The sequence below is a fragment of the Metabacillus sp. GQ13 genome (assembly GCF_059758525.1).
On sequence record NZ_JCAXET010000011.1, the window covers coordinates 38,341 to 56,580 of the forward strand.

Annotated in this window: 13 protein-coding genes and 1 pseudogene; 12 read left to right on the plus strand and 2 right to left on the minus strand. The window is 35.8% G+C overall.

Annotation, left to right across the window (positions count from 1 at the left end):
• Positions 1–17 precede the first annotated feature (17 nt).
• Positions 18–575, minus strand: a complete 558-nt coding sequence (locus AC6CHR_RS14620; protein ID WP_498249727.1) for a tyrosine-type recombinase/integrase — start codon at positions 573–575, stop codon at positions 18–20.
• Between the two features lie 204 nt (positions 576–779).
• Here AC6CHR_RS14620 and AC6CHR_RS14625 point away from each other — a divergent pair, with 204 nt between their 5' ends.
• From AC6CHR_RS14625 to AC6CHR_RS14635, 3 genes are all read left to right on the plus strand, one after another.
• The gene (locus AC6CHR_RS14625; protein WP_498249728.1) at positions 780–1,913 is read left to right on the plus strand and encodes an AI-2E family transporter; all 1,134 of its coding nucleotides are present in this window, start codon (positions 780–782) and stop codon (positions 1,911–1,913) included.
• A 235-nt stretch (positions 1,914–2,148) separates the two neighbouring features.
• A complete protein-coding gene (locus tag AC6CHR_RS14630) occupies positions 2,149–2,769 on the plus strand; it encodes a DUF47 domain-containing protein (RefSeq protein WP_498249729.1) in 621 nt (206 codons plus the stop codon).
• Between the two features lie 19 nt (positions 2,770–2,788).
• Complete coding sequence (locus AC6CHR_RS14635; RefSeq protein ID WP_498249730.1) at positions 2,789–3,790, plus strand: inorganic phosphate transporter; 1,002 nt, start codon at positions 2,789–2,791, stop codon at positions 3,788–3,790.
• 92 nt (positions 3,791–3,882) lie between these two features.
• On the opposite strand, the pseudogene AC6CHR_RS14640 reads toward AC6CHR_RS14635, so the two are convergent.
• Positions 3,883–4,637: pseudogene (locus AC6CHR_RS14640) on the minus strand (AAA family ATPase).
• A gap of 321 nt (positions 4,638–4,958) precedes the next feature.
• Here AC6CHR_RS14640 and AC6CHR_RS14645 point away from each other — a divergent pair.
• The 9 genes from AC6CHR_RS14645 (at position 4,959) to nikC (ending at position 18,228) form a co-directional block, all read left to right on the plus strand.
• The gene (locus tag AC6CHR_RS14645) at positions 4,959–5,870 is read left to right on the plus strand and encodes a diacylglycerol kinase (RefSeq protein WP_498249732.1); all 912 of its coding nucleotides are present in this window, start codon (positions 4,959–4,961) and stop codon (positions 5,868–5,870) included.
• Between the two features lie 85 nt (positions 5,871–5,955).
• Positions 5,956–7,344, plus strand: a complete 1,389-nt coding sequence (gene rlmD, locus AC6CHR_RS14650; RefSeq protein WP_498249733.1) for a 23S rRNA (uracil(1939)-C(5))-methyltransferase RlmD — start codon at positions 5,956–5,958, stop codon at positions 7,342–7,344.
• Positions 7,345–8,011: 667 nt separating this feature from the next.
• Positions 8,012–9,613 carry a DcuS/MalK family sensor histidine kinase gene (gene dcuS / locus AC6CHR_RS14655; RefSeq protein WP_498249734.1) on the plus strand — a complete coding sequence of 534 codons (1,602 nt, stop codon included), beginning with the start codon at positions 8,012–8,014 and terminating at the stop codon, positions 9,611–9,613.
• Positions 9,606–10,310, plus strand: a complete 705-nt coding sequence (locus AC6CHR_RS14660) for a response regulator (protein ID WP_498249735.1) — start codon at positions 9,606–9,608, stop codon at positions 10,308–10,310. The genes dcuS and AC6CHR_RS14660 overlap by 8 nt, the downstream gene beginning before the upstream one ends.
• Positions 10,311–11,059: 749 nt before the next feature.
• Positions 11,060–12,397, plus strand: coding sequence for a 2-hydroxycarboxylate transporter family protein (locus tag AC6CHR_RS14665; RefSeq protein ID WP_498249736.1), 1,338 nt, complete (start codon positions 11,060–11,062; stop codon positions 12,395–12,397).
• Between the two features lie 459 nt (positions 12,398–12,856).
• Positions 12,857–14,437 carry a phosphoenolpyruvate carboxykinase (ATP) gene (gene pckA, locus AC6CHR_RS14670; RefSeq protein ID WP_498249737.1) on the plus strand — a complete coding sequence of 527 codons (1,581 nt, stop codon included), beginning with the start codon at positions 12,857–12,859 and terminating at the stop codon, positions 14,435–14,437.
• 372 nt (positions 14,438–14,809) lie between these two features.
• On the plus strand, positions 14,810–16,438 hold the full coding sequence (gene nikA, locus AC6CHR_RS14675; RefSeq protein WP_498249739.1) for a nickel ABC transporter substrate-binding protein: 1,629 nt from the start codon (positions 14,810–14,812) through the stop codon (positions 16,436–16,438).
• 18 nt (positions 16,439–16,456) lie between these two features.
• On the plus strand, positions 16,457–17,401 hold the full coding sequence (nikB, locus tag AC6CHR_RS14680) for a nickel ABC transporter permease subunit NikB (protein ID WP_498249740.1): 945 nt from the start codon (positions 16,457–16,459) through the stop codon (positions 17,399–17,401).
• Positions 17,398–18,228 carry a nickel ABC transporter permease subunit NikC gene (gene nikC / locus AC6CHR_RS14685; RefSeq protein ID WP_498249741.1) on the plus strand — a complete coding sequence of 277 codons (831 nt, stop codon included), beginning with the start codon at positions 17,398–17,400 and terminating at the stop codon, positions 18,226–18,228. Before nikB ends, nikC begins: the two co-directional genes overlap by 4 nt.
• Positions 18,229–18,240 lie beyond the last annotated feature (12 nt).

Genomic DNA, 18,240 nt, shown 5'->3' on the forward strand with positions numbered 1-18,240 from the left:
ATGCATCAACTCACTTTCTATAAATTTACATCTAGCTTAATTTGTAAAGGCTTTTCATTTGAAACTCCGATATACTGACGTGTTTCGGACGGAGTCTTTTGCTGGAGACGTTTTTGAATAAGAGAGATGGCAATTCCTTTGTGATAAGCATGATAACCGAATGTTTTGCGCAGTGTATGTGTGCCAACTGAAGTACTAATACCTGCGTGTTTCGCAGCTTCATTAATGATTCGATAGGCTTGTTGACGAGTAATAGGATCACTAGTCCTTCTTGACTTGAACAGGTAATCATCAAGCATAAGGGATCCTGTTTCGATACAAGACTTTAACGAGTTACGAACCTTTTGGTTAAGGTATACTGGGGGATCTGAGTGAACGGATGAGTGTAGGTAATGATAGTATTCACCCGTTTCTGAAATAAAATCTTTCACAAACAAATGAAGCAGATCATGTATGCGAATGCCTGTATTTATTCCTAACATAAATAAACAATAATCACGTGGTGACCGGCATTCTAAATAAGATTTAATAATTAGAAGCTGCTGCTCATCTTTTATCGCCTCTACGGTTTTCATTAAAAGATCTCCTTTATGTTACATAATATGATTATAACATATATTTATGTTACATTAAAAAATTAGCTTAGTCTTGAAACATTATTATATAAGTTGATCGCGAATTTTTTTTGTAAGAAGAATCTAAATTGATTTACAATATTGATAAATAAAAGGTACTATTAATTTAATAATTGTTGTTGAACGTGTTCGAGGGGGAAGCCAATGGAAAATTCACGGAATTCTAAAAGTGGTATATTTAAAAAGTTAATTTTAAATAATAAATTTGTGCTTTTTTTAATGATCTTATTGTTGATTGGAATAAATATCCTGATTTTTAGAGAGATTTCGTTTATCTTTACTCCTTTAAGGGTCTTATTTAATACGATTTTGTTACCAATTTTATTGGCAACAGTGTTCTATTATTTATTGAATCCTATCGTGAATTATCTAGAAAAAAAGAGAATTAAAAGAGTCTATTCAATCCTTTTATTATTTTTAACAATACTAGGATTAATTAGCATCTTGATTGTTTCTGTTATCCCCTTTTTACGGGAGCAAATCGTGAGTCTCATTGAAAGTTTTCCCAAGTATGTGACTGGAGTAGAAAAATTAATTAGGGATTTTGTAGGTAGCGAATTTGTAAATGAGGCACAAAAGTCGTTGAATATAAACGTACCTGACTTAGTTAATAATGTGTCAGAACAGGTATCGAATATTGTCAATAATACATGGTCAGGAATAGGTATATTTGTAACTGCAGTAAAGGATTTCTTATTAGCGTTAATTATTTTGCCGTTTATTCTGTTTTATCTATTAAAAGACGGTAAAAGACTTCCTAACTATATGCTAAGCTTTTTACCTATATCATTTCGTGGACATACCTTTAGTGTCATGAAGGAAATAAATAATAGTATTAGCTTGTATATAAGAGGTCAAATTATTGTTAGTTTTTGTATCGGTTTTTTATTGTTGATCGGATTTTTAATTATTGGTCTTGAATATGCATCTTTATTGGCTCTAATTGCAGCATTTACTAGTGTTGTTCCTTATTTAGGACCCGCAATTGCGATTACGCCAGCGTTAATTATTGCTATTGTTACTTCACCAGTGATGTTGCTGAAACTTATTATTGTTTGGACTGTCGTACAGTTAATTGAAGGGAAGTTCATCTCACCACAAATTATGGGGAGGAATCTTCATATACATCCAATCACGATTATTTTTGTTATATTAACGGCAGGTAACTTATTCGGTATCTTTGGGATCATTTTGGCAGTGCCAGGTTATGCCGTTATTAAGGTAATTACAACCCATTTATTTGAATGGTTTAAAACAAGAAGTACATTATATAAATAACAATACTACCAATTGTTGGCACGTAGACACTAATATAATACTTAAAGTTCTAATAAAGCTTAATTTCCATCTTGCGGAGGTATGTTACCTCTGTTTTTTGTTTTATTTGCAAGAAAAATGGATCGTATATTAATATTTTGTAAAATTTATAATAAATGATTGTAAATTCGACAAAAGTACATAAAATTAGACGTTGGGATGAAGAAAAAAGATAAAAATAGTTGGAGGGTTTTATATGGTATTTGGTTCCAAAAAAGATGTGTTTTTCGATAAACTATTACTGGTTGCAAAAAATGTAGAAGAGTCAGCAAAATATTTAATTGATGTAAAAGTAAAAAATGTAAGTGATTTAAAGGAAATAGCTTCAGTCATGAAATCATATGAGACTAAAGGCGATACCTATATACAAGAATTAATAGTCGATTTAAATAAAACGTTTATTACACCGATCGAACGTGAAGATATTCTTCAGCTAGCAATGAAAATGGATGATGTATTAGATGGATTGGAACAATGTGTAGCATATTATGAGATGTTTTCAATAACAGAAAACGATGAGCATATTGAAACCTTTGTCACGAATATTTATAACAGTACACTTGAAATAACGAAGGCTATGGAATTATTAGCAAAAAAGAAGTTGCTAGATATGAGGGTCCATGCAATTAACTTGAAAGAAATCGAGTCTAGATGTGATGATTTATTGAGGGTTTCGATCAAACAATTATTTGCGACTGAAAAAGATCCAATTAGAATTATGAAGCATAAAGAAATTTATGAGATGCTTGAAAAGGTGACAGATAGCTGCCAAGACGTAGCGAACACAATTGAAACGATTATCATGCGTAACGCATAAGGGAGCGTTTATATAATTTATGGATACAATTTTATTACTAACAATCTTAATTGTTGTTTTTGCGTTAGCATTTGATTTTATCAATGGGTTTCATGATACAGCTAACGCAATTGCAACGTCTGTCTCCACGCGTGCTTTATCACCAAGAGTAGCGATTGTTATGGCAGCTGTTATGAACTTTGTCGGGGCATTAACGTTTACTGGTGTTGCGAAAACGATTACAAAGGATATTGTCGATCCTTTTGAACTAGAAAATGGTTCAATTGTCATTTTAGCCGCATTAATTTCAGCGATTATTTGGAATCTTATTACTTGGTATTATGGGATACCTAGTAGTTCATCCCATGCCATAATTGGTTCGATTGCTGGAGCTGCAATTTCTGCAGCTGGATTCGGGATCTTGCATTGGTCTGGATTTATTAAAATCTTACAGGCACTTCTTATCTCTCCATTTTTGGCGTTAGGTTTAGGATTTGTGATGATGAGTTTATTTGCACTCATTTTTAAAAACACCAATTTATATAAATCGAATAAGCGGTTTAGAATCTTTCAAATTATGACTGCAGCGCTCCAATCCTTTACACATGGGACAAACGATGCACAGAAGGCTATGGGAATCATAACGATGGCGCTTATTGCAGCTGGATATCATTCCTCTGCCGGAGATATTCCGTTGTGGGTTAGAATTTCAGCGGCTACTGCAATGGGAATTGGTACTTCAATCGGTGGTTGGAAAATTATTAAAACAGTAGGCGGAAAAATAATGAAAATTCGTCCTGTTAATGGTGCAGCCGCTGATCTTTCTTCAGCTTTGATTATTTTTGGGGCAACGACAATTCATCTCCCAGTAAGTACAACACATGTTATTTCTTCAGCGATTATGGGAGTTGGATCAGCTCAGCGTTTAAAAGGAGTTAAATGGGGAGTAGCTCGTAAGATTGTGATTACTTGGGTGATCACATTACCAATATCTGCGATTCTTGCTGGTGTTATCTATCAAATAATTAATTTGTTTTTATAAATTTAAGTTGGATTTATAAAGGATCAAGGACTTTACTTCTTTATTGAAGAGAGTCCTTTTTGAATAAAGTAAAAGGGTTATAGGTACAATGTCTATTCACGTAATAAGTGATGGAGTAATCGGTCTTTACCATCAAAGAACTGTTTCATGATTTCATAATGGCCGGTGTCCTCTAGCTTAGTTTCATGAATTCCTGAATCAGATAACTCTAAAATTTTAGCTGAAGGATAGGACATAATGATTGGTGAATGTGTCGCGATAATAAATTGGGAATCGTTATTTACAAGGTCATTTATTCTGCTCAACATGGATAATTGTCGTAATGGTGAAAGGGCTGCTTCCGGCTCATCTAAAATATAAATCCCATGACCACGAAAGCGATTTGTGAAGGTTGCTAAGAAGGCTTCACCATGTGATTGCTCGTGAAGTGACACACCGCCAAATGAATCAATAATACGAGAACCGCTTACGGGCTCACTATCCAACTCTTCAATTGTTGATGCAACATTATAAAAGCTTTCTGCACGAAGGAAAAAGCCGTCCTTTGGTTTCATGACTCCCTTTGTAATTCTGAGATACTGTCTAATGGAGAGTGGGAATCGAACGTTGCAAAGTTGAAATTCAATGATCCACCCTCAGGATTGAATCCAAGTGATATCGCAATAGCTTCAAGTAAAGTCGACTTACCCATTCCGTTTTCCCCGACAATAAACGTTACATTAGGGTGGAATGCAAGCTCTTCTAAAAATTTAATACTAGGTAAGTTAAATGGGAACATAGTAGTAGATGGTATCTCATCTCTCTTTATATAAAGGGTTCTCAGGTATTGATTACTAACTTTATCCATGTTATCCTCCATTTGTAAAAGTACTCTCTTTATAGTACCAAATTAAAGGCTATTTTTCACAGCGCAGATGCAATAAAGTAGGATTACTTGGTGAATATAAAGATAGTGTTTAGCTTAGTACCTTGAGTGGGAACAGTAAGGGTAGAGTAATATTACTTGAGATTTTCGTACGTAGGAGTATAATTATTGCTTGGTCATAAAAATGTGAATAATAATAGTGAAGTTGTTAAAAGTGAACGATAACTAGGATAATAAGTCTATCTTCTTTAAAAATGTAAGGTAAAAATATAAATACAGTCTATTGGTAATAGGATGATGAGAATGAAAAAGGCGAGAATTATTTATAATCCAACATCTGGAAGAGAGCTTTTTAAAAAGAATCTCCCAGAAGTATTGCAAAAATTCGAACAAGCAGGCTATGAAACGTCATGCCATGCAACAACTTGTGAGGGTGATGCAATCCAAGCAGCAAAGGATGCAGGTATTCGTGGCTTTGACTTAATTGTAGCAGCTGGTGGCGATGGTACAATTAATGAGGTTGTCAATGGAATTGCGGAACTTGAGAAACGACCACAGCTAGCGATCATTCCTGTTGGAACAACGAATGACTTTGCTAGAGCCATTGGTATCCCATTGAATAATGTTATTCAGGCAGTTGATGTGATTTTATCTGGAGAACCATATAAAATTGATATCGGAAAAGTAAACGATCATTATTTTATCAACATTGCAGGTGGAGGTCGTTTAACAGAGTTAACGTATGAAGTGCCGAGTAAACTTAAAACGATGCTTGGTCAACTAGCCTATTATTTAAAGGGAATGGAAATGTTGCCCTCAATTCGTCCTGCTGAAGTTGAAATTGAATATGATGGGAAGCTGTTTCAAGGTGAAATCATGCTCTTTTTGGTGTCACTAACAAACTCAGTTGGTGGATTTGAGAAGCTAGCTCCTGATTCTAAGCTAAACGATGGAATGTTTGACTTATTAATCCTCAAAAAGACGAATCTTGCTGAATTTATTCGAGTGGCTAGTCTTGCATTAAGGGGCGACCATATTAATGATGAGAATATTATTTATACAAAAGCTAATCGAGTTAAGGTCACCAATCAAGATAAAATGCAATTAAATCTCGATGGTGAATTCGGTGGAATGCTACCAGGAGAATTTGTTAATATGTACCAGCATATTGATATACTGATTTCCTCTGAAAAAGCACGACAAATGGAAGGTTAGGAAACTTGGCAGTGGTAGCCAAGTTTTTTTATTATCTATCTTTTATGATAAACTAAATGAAATTAGCATGAAAAGGAAGTAAAACATGTCCAAATTACAAGTACCTGTAATCAAAAATGAATTTTATGATGTAACCTTTGAGGATCTGACGCACGAAGGGGCTGGTGTAGCTAAGATAGAAGGATTCCCTATCTTTGTTGAAAATGCACTGCCGGAGGAAAGAGGTAAAATAAAGGTTACTAAAGTCAAAAAGGGCTTTGCTTTTGGCCGTTTAATAGAACTATACGAAGAGAGTGTAAATCGAATTGAAGCACCATGTCCAATTTACTCCCAATGTGGAGGATGTCAGCTTCAACACATTAGTTATCAGGGTCAGCTAGATTTTAAGAAGAAGCAGGTGGAACAAGTACTTGCTAGAATCGGTAAGCTTGATTTAAATAAGGTAAAGGTTCATTCAACACTTGGTATGAGCGATCCATGGAACTATCGAAATAAAGCACAAGTGCCTGTCGGTGAGCGAGAAGGTGGGCTTGTCGCAGGATTCTATCAAAAGCGAAGCCACGATATTATTGACATGGAAAGGTGCCTTATCCAGCAAGCTGAAAATGACGATGTTGTCTTGGCAGTAAAGCAGCTTTGTGAGCAATATAATATCCGTGCTTATAATGAAGAAAAGCACAAAGGCTGGCTCCGCCATATTATGGTGCGCTATGGTCTCGTCACAAAAGAAATGATGATCGTATTTGTCACAAGAACAGCCGATTTCCAACATAAAAATGAAATCATAACTGAAATCACAAACAAATTCTCACAAGTGAAATCAATCGTTCAAAACATTAATAACAAGCGCACAAATGTTATTTTTGGTGATGAAACAAACGTCCTTTGGGGCGAGGAATACATTTACGACAAAATTGGCGATGTGAAATTTGCCATCTCAGCAAGATCCTTCTACCAGGTGAATCCTGAACAAACAAAGGTCCTTTACGAGAAGGCACTAGAATATGCAAACCTCACAGGACAGGAATCAGTCATTGATGCCTACTGTGGAATCGGAACGATCTCTCTTTTCCTAGCCCAAAAAGCGAAAAATGTATTCGGTGTCGAAATTGTCCCAGAAGCAATCGAAGATGCTAAGCGTAATGCTCAATTAAATGGAATAACAAACGCTGAATTTGCCGTCGGTGAAGCGGAGGTTATCATTCCACAATGGTATAAAGATGGGAACCAAGCAGATGTAATCGTCGTCGACCCGCCACGCAAAGGCTGTGACGAGGCATTGCTTAAAACGATATTGGATATGAAACCAAAGCGTGTTGTGTATGTGTCATGTAATCCTGGAACGTTGGCAAGGGATTTACACGTGCTTGAGCAGGGTGGTTATGAAACGGTTGAGGTGCAGCCGGTTGATATGTTTCCGCATACGACTCATGTGGAGGCGGTAGCGGAGATAGTATTAAATAAAGATGCATAGAAAATATTGGGTCAAAAAAATTAGGGTTCTCCATTAATAGAAGCATTACTCTAGTCAGTAATGCTTCTAACTTATTAAACAAGAGTTTATTCTCCCTTTTTATTTCATTTTATCGGAAGTACGTTATGGAATCGTTTTTAAGCAATGATTTGCTAAATAGTAGATTAGAAACTTTGTTACTTCCTATCTTATCAGTTTAACCGGATGCTATTATGTTACCATTTAGAGTGTAATGGTTAACTTCTAAAGCAGCCTCACACTATCAAGATATGGATTCGAAGAAATTCTTTTGAACATCCTAAGAAAAAAGAAAAAATGGAAGCAAAGACTTTGCCACCAAGCAAAAATCCCTGGAATTTTTGGGAAGGGTATAATAAGGTGTAATGTAATGAGGACATATGATTCATAACCGTTTGACTTCTATTTATTGAATTATTAGTATGAATTGCCAAATTACTGTTCAGAGCTGAATGTTAGATTTTATAAGACTTATTATAAAGAAAAGAACATATTCATATTCACAAAAAAAGTCGACTGTTTTTAAAACAATCGGCTTTTTTGATATGATGTTTTCTCTCCATAACCAACCCTCTAATGAACGTAAACCTTAAATGCAATTAAAACTTAACTTCTGTTATAATCCTTGATATAGAATGAGGTGACTCTTTTGAAAAGGCAATTTAAATTAAGTACCATTATTACTATATTTGGTTGTATCGTTGTTTTGATCTCATTATTGATCACTGATTTACTAATCAGTGATACAACGAGTGAACGAATAAGAACGAACCAGGAAGAAAAAGCTCAAATTGTATCTAGAACCGTTGCAGAATCCAAAATTGTAAAAGATGGGTTGTTACATAAAGGTTCGTATCCTATACAGGGTTATACAAAAGAAGTGCAAACGATAACTGATATGATGTTTATCGTTGTCATGGACATGGAAGCAAACCGTTATTCTCATCCGAATTCAAACATGATTGGAAAGAAATTTGCTGGAGGAGATGAGAAAGAGGTATTACAAGGAAAAGAATATATCTCTATTTCACAAGGAACGCTTGGTGATTCGTTACGAGCTTTTACACCCGTCTATAATAATGATGGACAGCAAATTGGGGCAGTTGCGGTTGGAATATCGTTAGAGAACGTCCAACTTGCCCTTAATCATAGTCACCGTAATATTATAGAAGGGACTTTCTTAGGAATATTAGTAGGTATTTTGGGAGCGCTTTTACTAGCCAAATACATAAAAAGAATATTATTTGGACTAGAGCCTTATGAGATCTCTAAGCTTTTAGAAGAACGAAGCACGATGTTACAGTCTGTTCATGAGGGGGTAGTAGCGATCGATGAGAATTTAAATATTACATTAGCTAATAAATCGGCACTTCGGTTATTTAAAAAGGCTGGTTTGTCTGAAGACCCAATAGGTATGAAAATATCGGAATACATGCCAAATTCTAATCTAGGTCGAGTCATTGAAACTGGGGAATCAGAACGAGACGAAGAACAGATATTAAATGGCATCTCTATATTAGCTAATAGGGAGCCGTTAATTGTCAACAACAAAATAGTCGGGGCAATCTCCACATTCAGGGACAAAACAGAAGTAAACAAATTAGCTCAACAATTAACTGGTATTCAGACGTATGTAGAGGCTCTCCGTGCTCAGTCCCATGAATTTATGAATCGCCTTCATGTTATACTTGGGATGGTTCAGATGGAAGCGTATGATGAGTTAGTAGATTTTATTCGAAAAGTGATTGATAATAACAACCATGAAGTGGCTATGGTCACGAATAGTATTAAAGATCCAGTGCTTGCTGGTTTTCTAATGGGAAAACTAAGTTACGCAAGAGAAGAGAATGTAGAGCTAACGGTAACAAAAGATACTTCGATTTCTAAGCCACTTAGCTTAGAGTTAAGTAAAGAGCTTATCACTATAATCGGAAATTTAATTGATAATGCTATCGAAACACTTTCCGATAGTAAAGAGAAAAAAATCGAACTAAAATTAAAAGAGGAAAATGAGAAGTTAGCGATACATGTATCAGATTCAGGTCCTGGTATAGAGGAAAGGAACATCGACACTATTTTTGAAAAAGGTTTTTCTACAAAGGGACCAGATAGAGGTTTTGGACTTTATTTGTTAAAACAAAGTACCGAAAAGTTAAATGGGGATCTCACAGTAACCACAAGTGAAGAAGGTACTACATTTAAAGTTGTAGTTGATTATGCCTCAATGAGAGATGGGATAGAAAATGATTAACATATTAATAGTAGAAGATGATCCAATGGTTGCAGAATTTAATAAGCGCTATTTAAGTAAGGTAGATGGATTTCGATTAGTAGATATCGCTTATTCAGTTGAGGAAGCGACCGACATAATAGAGTCTATTGAAATTGATTTAATATTGTTAGATGTATATATGCCCGGCAAAAATGGACTTGATTTGTTATCATCTATTCGGGAAAAAGGGTTAGCCATTGATGTCATTTTAATTACCGCTGCATCAGATGTTGACAATATTCAATTGGCATTACATTACGGTACGATTGATTATTTAATTAAGCCTTTTGAATTTCTGCGTTTTAAGCAAGCCCTTTTACGGTATAAAGAGAAATTTGAAGTTTTGCATAAGAGGGAAAGCCTAAACCAACAGGAGCTAGATCAAAAGCTATTTAACCCTGAGCCAATAGAGGTGAAGGAACAAAAGTCATTGCCAAAAGGGTTAACGAAAAGTACGTTGTTAATTATTATGGATACAATAAAACAACTCAAATCTTTTTCTACCGATGAAATTGCAGAATGCGCGAAAATTTCTAGAGTTTCTGTACGTAAATATCTAGTGTTTTTAGCAGAGATAGAGGTCTTGGAAGAAACCCTTACCTATGGAATTGGCAGACCTGTTTATCATTATTCGTATAAAGGTAATATGGACATATTAAAATCCTATTTAAAATGACTCAAAACTTATCGTTTTGGGTCATTTTTTATGTATTAAAGTTCCTTTTTACTTTTTTTAATTTCAAAAAGACTTTATTAATTTAATAAACTTTTAAGTTATTAAAAGATTTAATAAGATAGAATCACTTATATGAAAGCGATTACAAATGGAGGGTGAGAATGTGGGTAAACGAAACCTAAGAAATGAAAAGATAAATCTTCACCGACAACATTCAGGAAAGATTTAAGTAATAAGTAAAGTAAGCATAGATAATGACGGTGATTTAAGCTTCGTATATACACTGGGAGTTTCGGACATTTGTAAGTCAATCGCGGATAATCCAGAAGAAGCTGAATCTCTGTTGATGAAATTGAAGCATTATCAAGGCGTATCAACCAAGCTTTAGTGGAATTAACCTTGATGATATTTAGTACCTAGATGCTTTGAAAGCGGGAGCAGCTGTGTTAGGAACGGGAAGATCAGATTATCCAAATCAAGTAAACAATCTTCTTGCACTACTTATTGGTATTTTCCGTGGAACTTAAGATGCAATAGCAAAAGATAACACGATGAAAATGAAAGTAGCTGCTGCAATGGCTATAGCTAATGTTATTTCAGAAGAAAGAACTAGATCCAGAGTATATTATCCCACATGTATTTGATGAACAAGTAGCACAAGCAGTGAGATAACAGCTATGGAACAGAAAAAGAGAAGGAGTTCAGTTTCTTAGAACGGTTCTATATTAGGAGATGAGGAGGAATTATTTATGGAAGAATTAGAAAGAAAGTATTCAAATGACACAGATATAAATAATATAAGAAATACTAAGGTTCAATCACTTCACGTAAGTAACAAACTAACCATTTTTAATGTACCGATTGCTTGGTTTGGTATGTTTGCTTTGATTACACTGATTAGTATGTACACAGGAAATCTACCAGGAGGTATGATTGGTAGCTTACTGGTGATGATTGTGCTCGGTGAATTGTTTGGATGGGTAGGCGACCGTTTGCCGATAGTAAAGACCTATCTTGGTGGAGGAGCTATTATAGCTATATTTGGCTCCGCTTACATGGTGTATAGTGGGCTACTTCCAGAAACAATTACAACTTCTGTTACTGATTTTATGAAATCTGGTGGATTTTTAAACTTCTATATTGCTGCATTAATTACAGGTAGTATTTTAGGTATGAATTCAAAGATATTGGTGAAAGTTGGTTTGCGTTATTTTATTCCAATTGGAGGAGCTGTAATTGGTGCTATTGTCCTTACAGGTATTATCGGTTCTATTGTTGGATTTACACTTCAGGAAGCAGTATTAGTTATTGCCATGCCAATTATGGGCGGAGGAATGGGTGCTGGCGCTGTTCCAATGAGTCAGATTTATTCTGAGTTACTAGGTAATGAACCGAGCTACTACATTTCGATGCTTGTACCAGCGCTAGCACTAGGAAATGTATTTGCAATTGTATTGGCTAGTCTTTTAGATAAGATTGGTAAAATGTATCCCTCACTAACTGGAAATGGACAATTAATTAAAGGATTCAAATATGAAAAACCAGAATTTCAATACGACATTCAAAAAATGGGTGCAGGTTTGCTTGCAGCATTAACATTTTTTACGGTTGGTTCACTATTAAGTGCTGTTATTCCTATCCACGCGTATGCAATTATGATTATTCTAGTAGCAATTACTAAAATTGCAAATGTAATTCCAACACAGGTTATCGAAGGTGCTAGTCAGTGGTACCAATTCATAGCAAAAAACTGGACGTTTGCTTTACTATTTGGAATTGGTGTTGCTTATACCGATTTAGGAACAGTGTTAGAGGCATTGACTTTACAATATGTGCTAACTGTATTCGGGGTTGTACTAGGTGCAATTATTGGTGCGGGGTTATTAGGTAAACTAGTTGGTTTCTATCCAATCGAAGCAGCTATTACTGCTGGACTCTGCATGGCCAACATGGGAGGTACTGGTGACGTAGCCGTACTCTCTGCGGCAAAACGAATGGAGCTTATGCCATTTGCACAAATTTCTTCGCGTTTAGGTGGAGCACTGATTCTACTACTCGCTGGTTTACTCATTCCTATCTTTATTTAACGGAATACGTAGATGATAATTATTTTGTTCCAACAACTGCAGGAGTAGGAAAAGTGCTGAAAGATGTGCTGTCATATTTAGCATCTAGCATGGAATGTACCGCTGTCAGCATGTCAACACAAGGTGTATCCTTAGCTGATTTGAACAAGATAGTTGATATTGCACAAGAACCCTTCTTTCTGTCGATTATGTCGCTAGCCATCGCTTGCAGTGATGGGAGATCAGATAAGAGTATTAGTCTCGTATGATAACGAGAGGTCCTACACCTGTTGAGTAGCAGAACTGTCATGATATATGAAGGGTAGGATGATTGAAAGTGGAAAATTACAAAGGTCTTCCTGATATGGGATAGTCGTCTATGCAAATTGTGAAAGTGTGGTGGAAACGTTCCCTTCGTTAAAGTGACCACCTTTTATGCTGTTTGTAGCTTGAATTGTTTAGAATAAGAGAATGGAAGGAATGAGAATAGTGAAAGTTCTTAATAAAATGGATCGAATTAATCTTAAAAAGGTACATGAAAATTTATCGGTATCCGAATTAATCGAAAAGGCTATCACACGGAAGGAAGCAACACTTACAGAAAAAGGAGCACTTCATGCCTATACAGGAGAATTTACTGGTAGATCACCTAAAGATAAATATATTGTTTTAGATTCTTGTACAAAGGAACAGGTAAAGTGGGGAAAAGTCAACCAGCCGATGTCTAAACAAACATTTGATTCGCTCTACCAAAGAGCGTTAGCATATATGTCTGAACGAGAGCTATTTACGTTTGAAGGAGCAGCTGGTGCTGATCCAAAGCACCGACTCTCCATCCGGGTTATCAATGAATTCGCTTGGCATAATTTGTTTGTGAAACAATTATTCATTGATCAGGATTCTATGGATTTTGAAAAGAAGGAGCCAGATTATACGGTTATTTGCCTGCCTGGATTAAAAGCAGATCCAATTAAGGATGACCTTAATTCAGAAGTTTTTATAACTATCTCAATCGAAAGAAAACTGGTATTAATTGGCGGTACGGCTTATGCGGGTGAAATGAAAAAGGCTGTATTTAGCGTGCTAAATTATTTATTTCCATTTGAAGGCATTTTACCAATGCATTGTTCCGCTAATGTGGGTGATCGTTCGGACGATGTTTCATTGTTCTTTGGATTATCTGGAACGGGAAAAACGACGCTATCAGCAGATTCAAGACGTAAATTAATTGGTGATGACGAGCATGGCTGGTCAGATACCGGTGTCTTTAATTTTGAAGGTGGATGTTATGCCAAATGTATCGGACTATCGCAGGAAAAGGAACCACAAATATGGAAGGCTATTCAATATGGAACGGTATTAGAGAATGTAGCAATGAATACAGAAACTCGTACGTTAGATTTTGATGATAATACGTATACAGAAAATACCCGTGCTGCTTATACGATTGAAAATATCACCGGAGCTGCTAACCCTAGTATAGCTGGTCATCCTAAAGTAATTATTTTTCTTACAGCAGATGCATTCGGTGTCCTTCCGCCAATATCAAAATTGACAAAAGAACAAGCAATGTATCATTTTCTGTCTGGTTATACCTCAAAGCTAGCTGGTACCGAGTGTGGAGTTACCGAACCGGAAGCTACCTTTTCGACTTGTTTTGGTGAGCCTTTCCTACCGCTCGACCCTAGTGTATATGTTGAGTTACTTGGTAAAAAAATTGATGACCATAATGTACGTGTTTATCTTGTTAACACAGGCTGGTCTGGTGGTCCATATGGGGTTGGTGAAAGGATAAAATTAGCATTTACTCGTACCATGGTTAAGGCAGCGATTGATGGTGTTTTGGAGAACATTCCTTATAAACAAGAACCTATCTTTGGTCTGTATATACCAGAGAAAGTGGCTGGGGTTCCGACAGATATATTAAACCCTCGACATTCCTGGGAAAACGGAATGGCCTATGATAAGAAAGCACACGCTTTAGCAGAAAGATTTATTGCGAATTTTGAACGTTTTTCCAATGTAGTGCCAGAAATAAAGCAGGCAGGACCGAGAATTTGATGAATAGTAGAAAATGCTGGAATATATGCAAATTTGTAATGATAAAGGATTTTAACTAATTTTAATTGGAGTAATTTTAAGTAGAGATACGAAATCAATTGTGACTTCGTATCTCTACTTTCCTTTTATTAAATTTTTCTGCAAAATGTCTCTGGTGTCTTGATATTCTTCTATCTTTTTTATAGATCGAAGTATATGCTCTTTTTAACAATAAGATAACTTCACAAATCGAGCAAAGCTTCCTCACACAAATAACCATTGATAAACTGAGGAATACTATATGGAACATTTTAAATTTTATTGACAATTGGACGTTTAGGTTATAGCATCGATAATAGTTATCATTATCAGTTTTGAAGAGGAGCACGCATTATGACAAACCGAATATATAAAAATCGACAATTACATATGTCTGTAATGATTCTTATTCTATCCATAGCTTTACTAGGTTGTTCAAATGATTCAGTAATAAATTCCGATTCTACTACTAGTGAAAGTAGTAATATGATCACTTTTGCTTGGCCTAGTGATATAGGTGAAATGAATCCACATGTTTACAATCCATCTCAATTATATGCTCAATCTATGGTATATGAACCTTTAGTTAGCTACCATGATGGAGGCGAGATAAAACCACATTTAGCAGAGTCATGGAAAGTATCTAAAGATGGGAAAGAATATGTGTTCAACTTGCGTCAAGATGTGAAGTTTTCAGATGGCACAGTTTTTAATGCAGAGATTGTGAAAAAGAACTTTGACGCTATACTAAAAAATGTAGAGTTACATAGTTGGCTAGGATTTATTCCGAAAGTTGCTCAAACAGAGGTAGTAGATGAGTATACGTTTAAATTAACATTAACAGAACCGTATTATCCTACGATTCAGGAGTTAGCTGTCGTGCGCCCGGTACGATTCTTGGGGGAAGCTGGTTTTCCTAAAGATGGTGATACTTCAAAAGGTGTAGAAAAACCAGTTGGTACAGGACCGTGGGTAATGGATGAATATAAAGTTGATGAGTATGCTATTTTTAAGCGCAACGAAAATTATTGGGGGGCACTCCCAAGTGTTGAAAAAATTAGAGTCAAAGTGATTCCTGATGGTGAAACACGCTTACTTGCTTTTGAAAAAGGTGATTTAGATCTTATTTATGGTGAAGGTGTGATTAGTTTAGATTCTTTTAAACAATTAGAATCAACAGGTTCCTATGGGACTAGTATTTCAGAACCAGTTGCTACTAGACAACTAGTGATAAATACAAATAAAGAACAACTTTCAGATATACGTGTTCGTCAAGCATTACATTATGGATTTAATAAACAAGCAATGGTTGATGGAGTCACATCTGGAGTGGAAGAGAAGGCTGACTATATTTTACCAACAAACTTTCCTTATACTTCAAATATTGAAGTAACGTCTATTAGTTACAATGTTGAGAAAGCGAAACAATTATTAGATGAAGCTGGCTGGAAGTTGCCAGAAGGGAAAGATACTCGCGAAAAAGATGGGAAACCATTTGAAATTGAGTTAATGTTTAACTCTGCTGAATCAATCCAAAAAACAATGGCTGAAACATTACAGTCTGAGTGGGCGGGCTTAGGAGTAAAATTAAATATTGTCGGAGTTGAGCTTACCACACAAGTCGAAAGATTCAAAAAGAATGAGTTCGATATGAATTTCTTTAGTAACTATGGCGCTCCATATGACCCACATACTTTCGTAAACATTGTTGCTACAGAAGGATTTGGCTTTAACGAAGCTATTTCAGCTTATCCTAATAAAGAAGAGATACTAAACCAAATCGCGGAAGTGAAACAAACAAAGGATGAAAATAAGCGTCAACAACTATATACGGAAATATTAGGCTCACTACAAGAGCGAGGTGCAATTGTACCTATTTCTTATATTAAGAAAATAGCAGTTTATCAAAAGGATGTTTCTAATTTCACATTCCCTGCTAACCGAGATGAACATCCATTTACAAGTATTAGTAACGAGGAGTAAGCGACAGGAGATTTTCTTATGGGCATTTATATAGTGAAACGAACGATGACAATTATTCCAATCTTCCTTTTGTCTACTCTACTAACATTTGGAATGATCCACCTATCACCAGTGGACCCAGCCGAGGCATACTTAGCTGCTGCACATATCCAACCAACAGATGAGATATTGGCACAAAAGAGACAAGAGTTTGGCTTAGATCAACCTCTCCTTATACAATATGTGAACTCGGTTATTAAGATCCTCCAATTAGATTTTGGCAAATCTTATGTTACGAATAAACCTGTATGGGAAGAGGTTTATTCACGAATGCCAGCCACTATTCAGTTAACGATAGGCAGCCTCATCATAGCGATCCTTGTAAGTATCCCTATTGGGTTTTTAGCTGGTATAAAGAAGAACAGTGGGATTGACCATTTTAGTCGATTCCTCTCTTTTTTAGGGGCATCCATACCTTCCTTTTGGCTTGGGTATTTATTCATTTTTTTCTTTTCTGTTAAACTTGATCTTTTCCCAGTAGAAGGTATAGGAACTTGGAAACATTTAATTTTACCTTCTTTAACTTTGGCATTACCTTTAATCGCCTTATATACTCGACTACTACGAGCGAGTGTTCTTGAAAATTTACAAGAGCCTTATGTGCTTTTTGCACGGACGAGAGGGATTCATGAGAAAATCATCATGGGAAAGCATGTCTTAAGAATTGCCATTTCTCCTATGATTACCGGACTTGGAATGAATTTAGGAAAACTAATGACTGGAGCTATTATTGTAGAGGCAGTCTTTTCATGGCCAGGATTTGGCAGGTATTTTATTGATGCTACTTTTAATCGTGATGTTCCTGTCATTCAATGCTATGTGCTATTATCAGCGGGTTTATTCCTAATAAGCAACTTAATTGTCGATCTTATACAAATGTATATCGACCCACGTATTTCTAGAAAAGGAAGGCAGTATCTATGATAGCAAAGTTTCGTGATAAATTAAGAAGTAAAAAAGTGATAGTCGTTTGTTCTTTAATACTGAGCGGGTTATTTTTTATCACGATTTTTGCTCCATGGCTTGCACCTAATGACCCCATCCTTGTTAATTTAGCTCATAAATTACAGCCTCCATCTTTGGATTATCCATTAGGAACAGATCATTTAGGTCGATGTATGCTATCGCGTATTCTATATGGTGCTAAAACTTCACTAGGATTTGCCATCCTGATTTTTGTTTCATCATTAAGTATTGGTTTGATCATTGGGATCATGGCAGGGTATTTAGGTGGTTGGGTTGATCAGTTGTTAATGAGAATCGGCGATGGTGTGATGGCGGTTCCAAACCTTTTACTTGTTCTTGGTTTTGTTGGCATTTGGGGAGCTGGTCTTAAACAAGTCATTTTAGGATTGATTCTCGTACAATGGGTTTATTACGCAAGGATCATACGCGGAATGGTCCTAAGCTTAAAAGAAGAGAACTATATAGTTGCAGCTAGAATAAGTGGTTCTTCTCAATGGAAAATCATGAGGAAACATATTATTCCAAATGTTCTTCCACCGTTAGCGGTCATTGGAACATTAGAAATGGGTTGGGCTATTATGGATTTATCTTCCATGTCATTTCTAGGTTTAGGTGTGCAACCTCCTACACCAGAGTGGGGGGCGATGATTCATGAAGGGAAGTCATATATTAGAACAAATCCGTCATTAATGATTTATCCGGGTTTAATGATTATGCTAGTCGTTGTCACCTTTAATATATTAGGAGAAGCTCTATCAGACCGTTTTGGGGTTAAACGCCGCTAATAAAAAGGACTG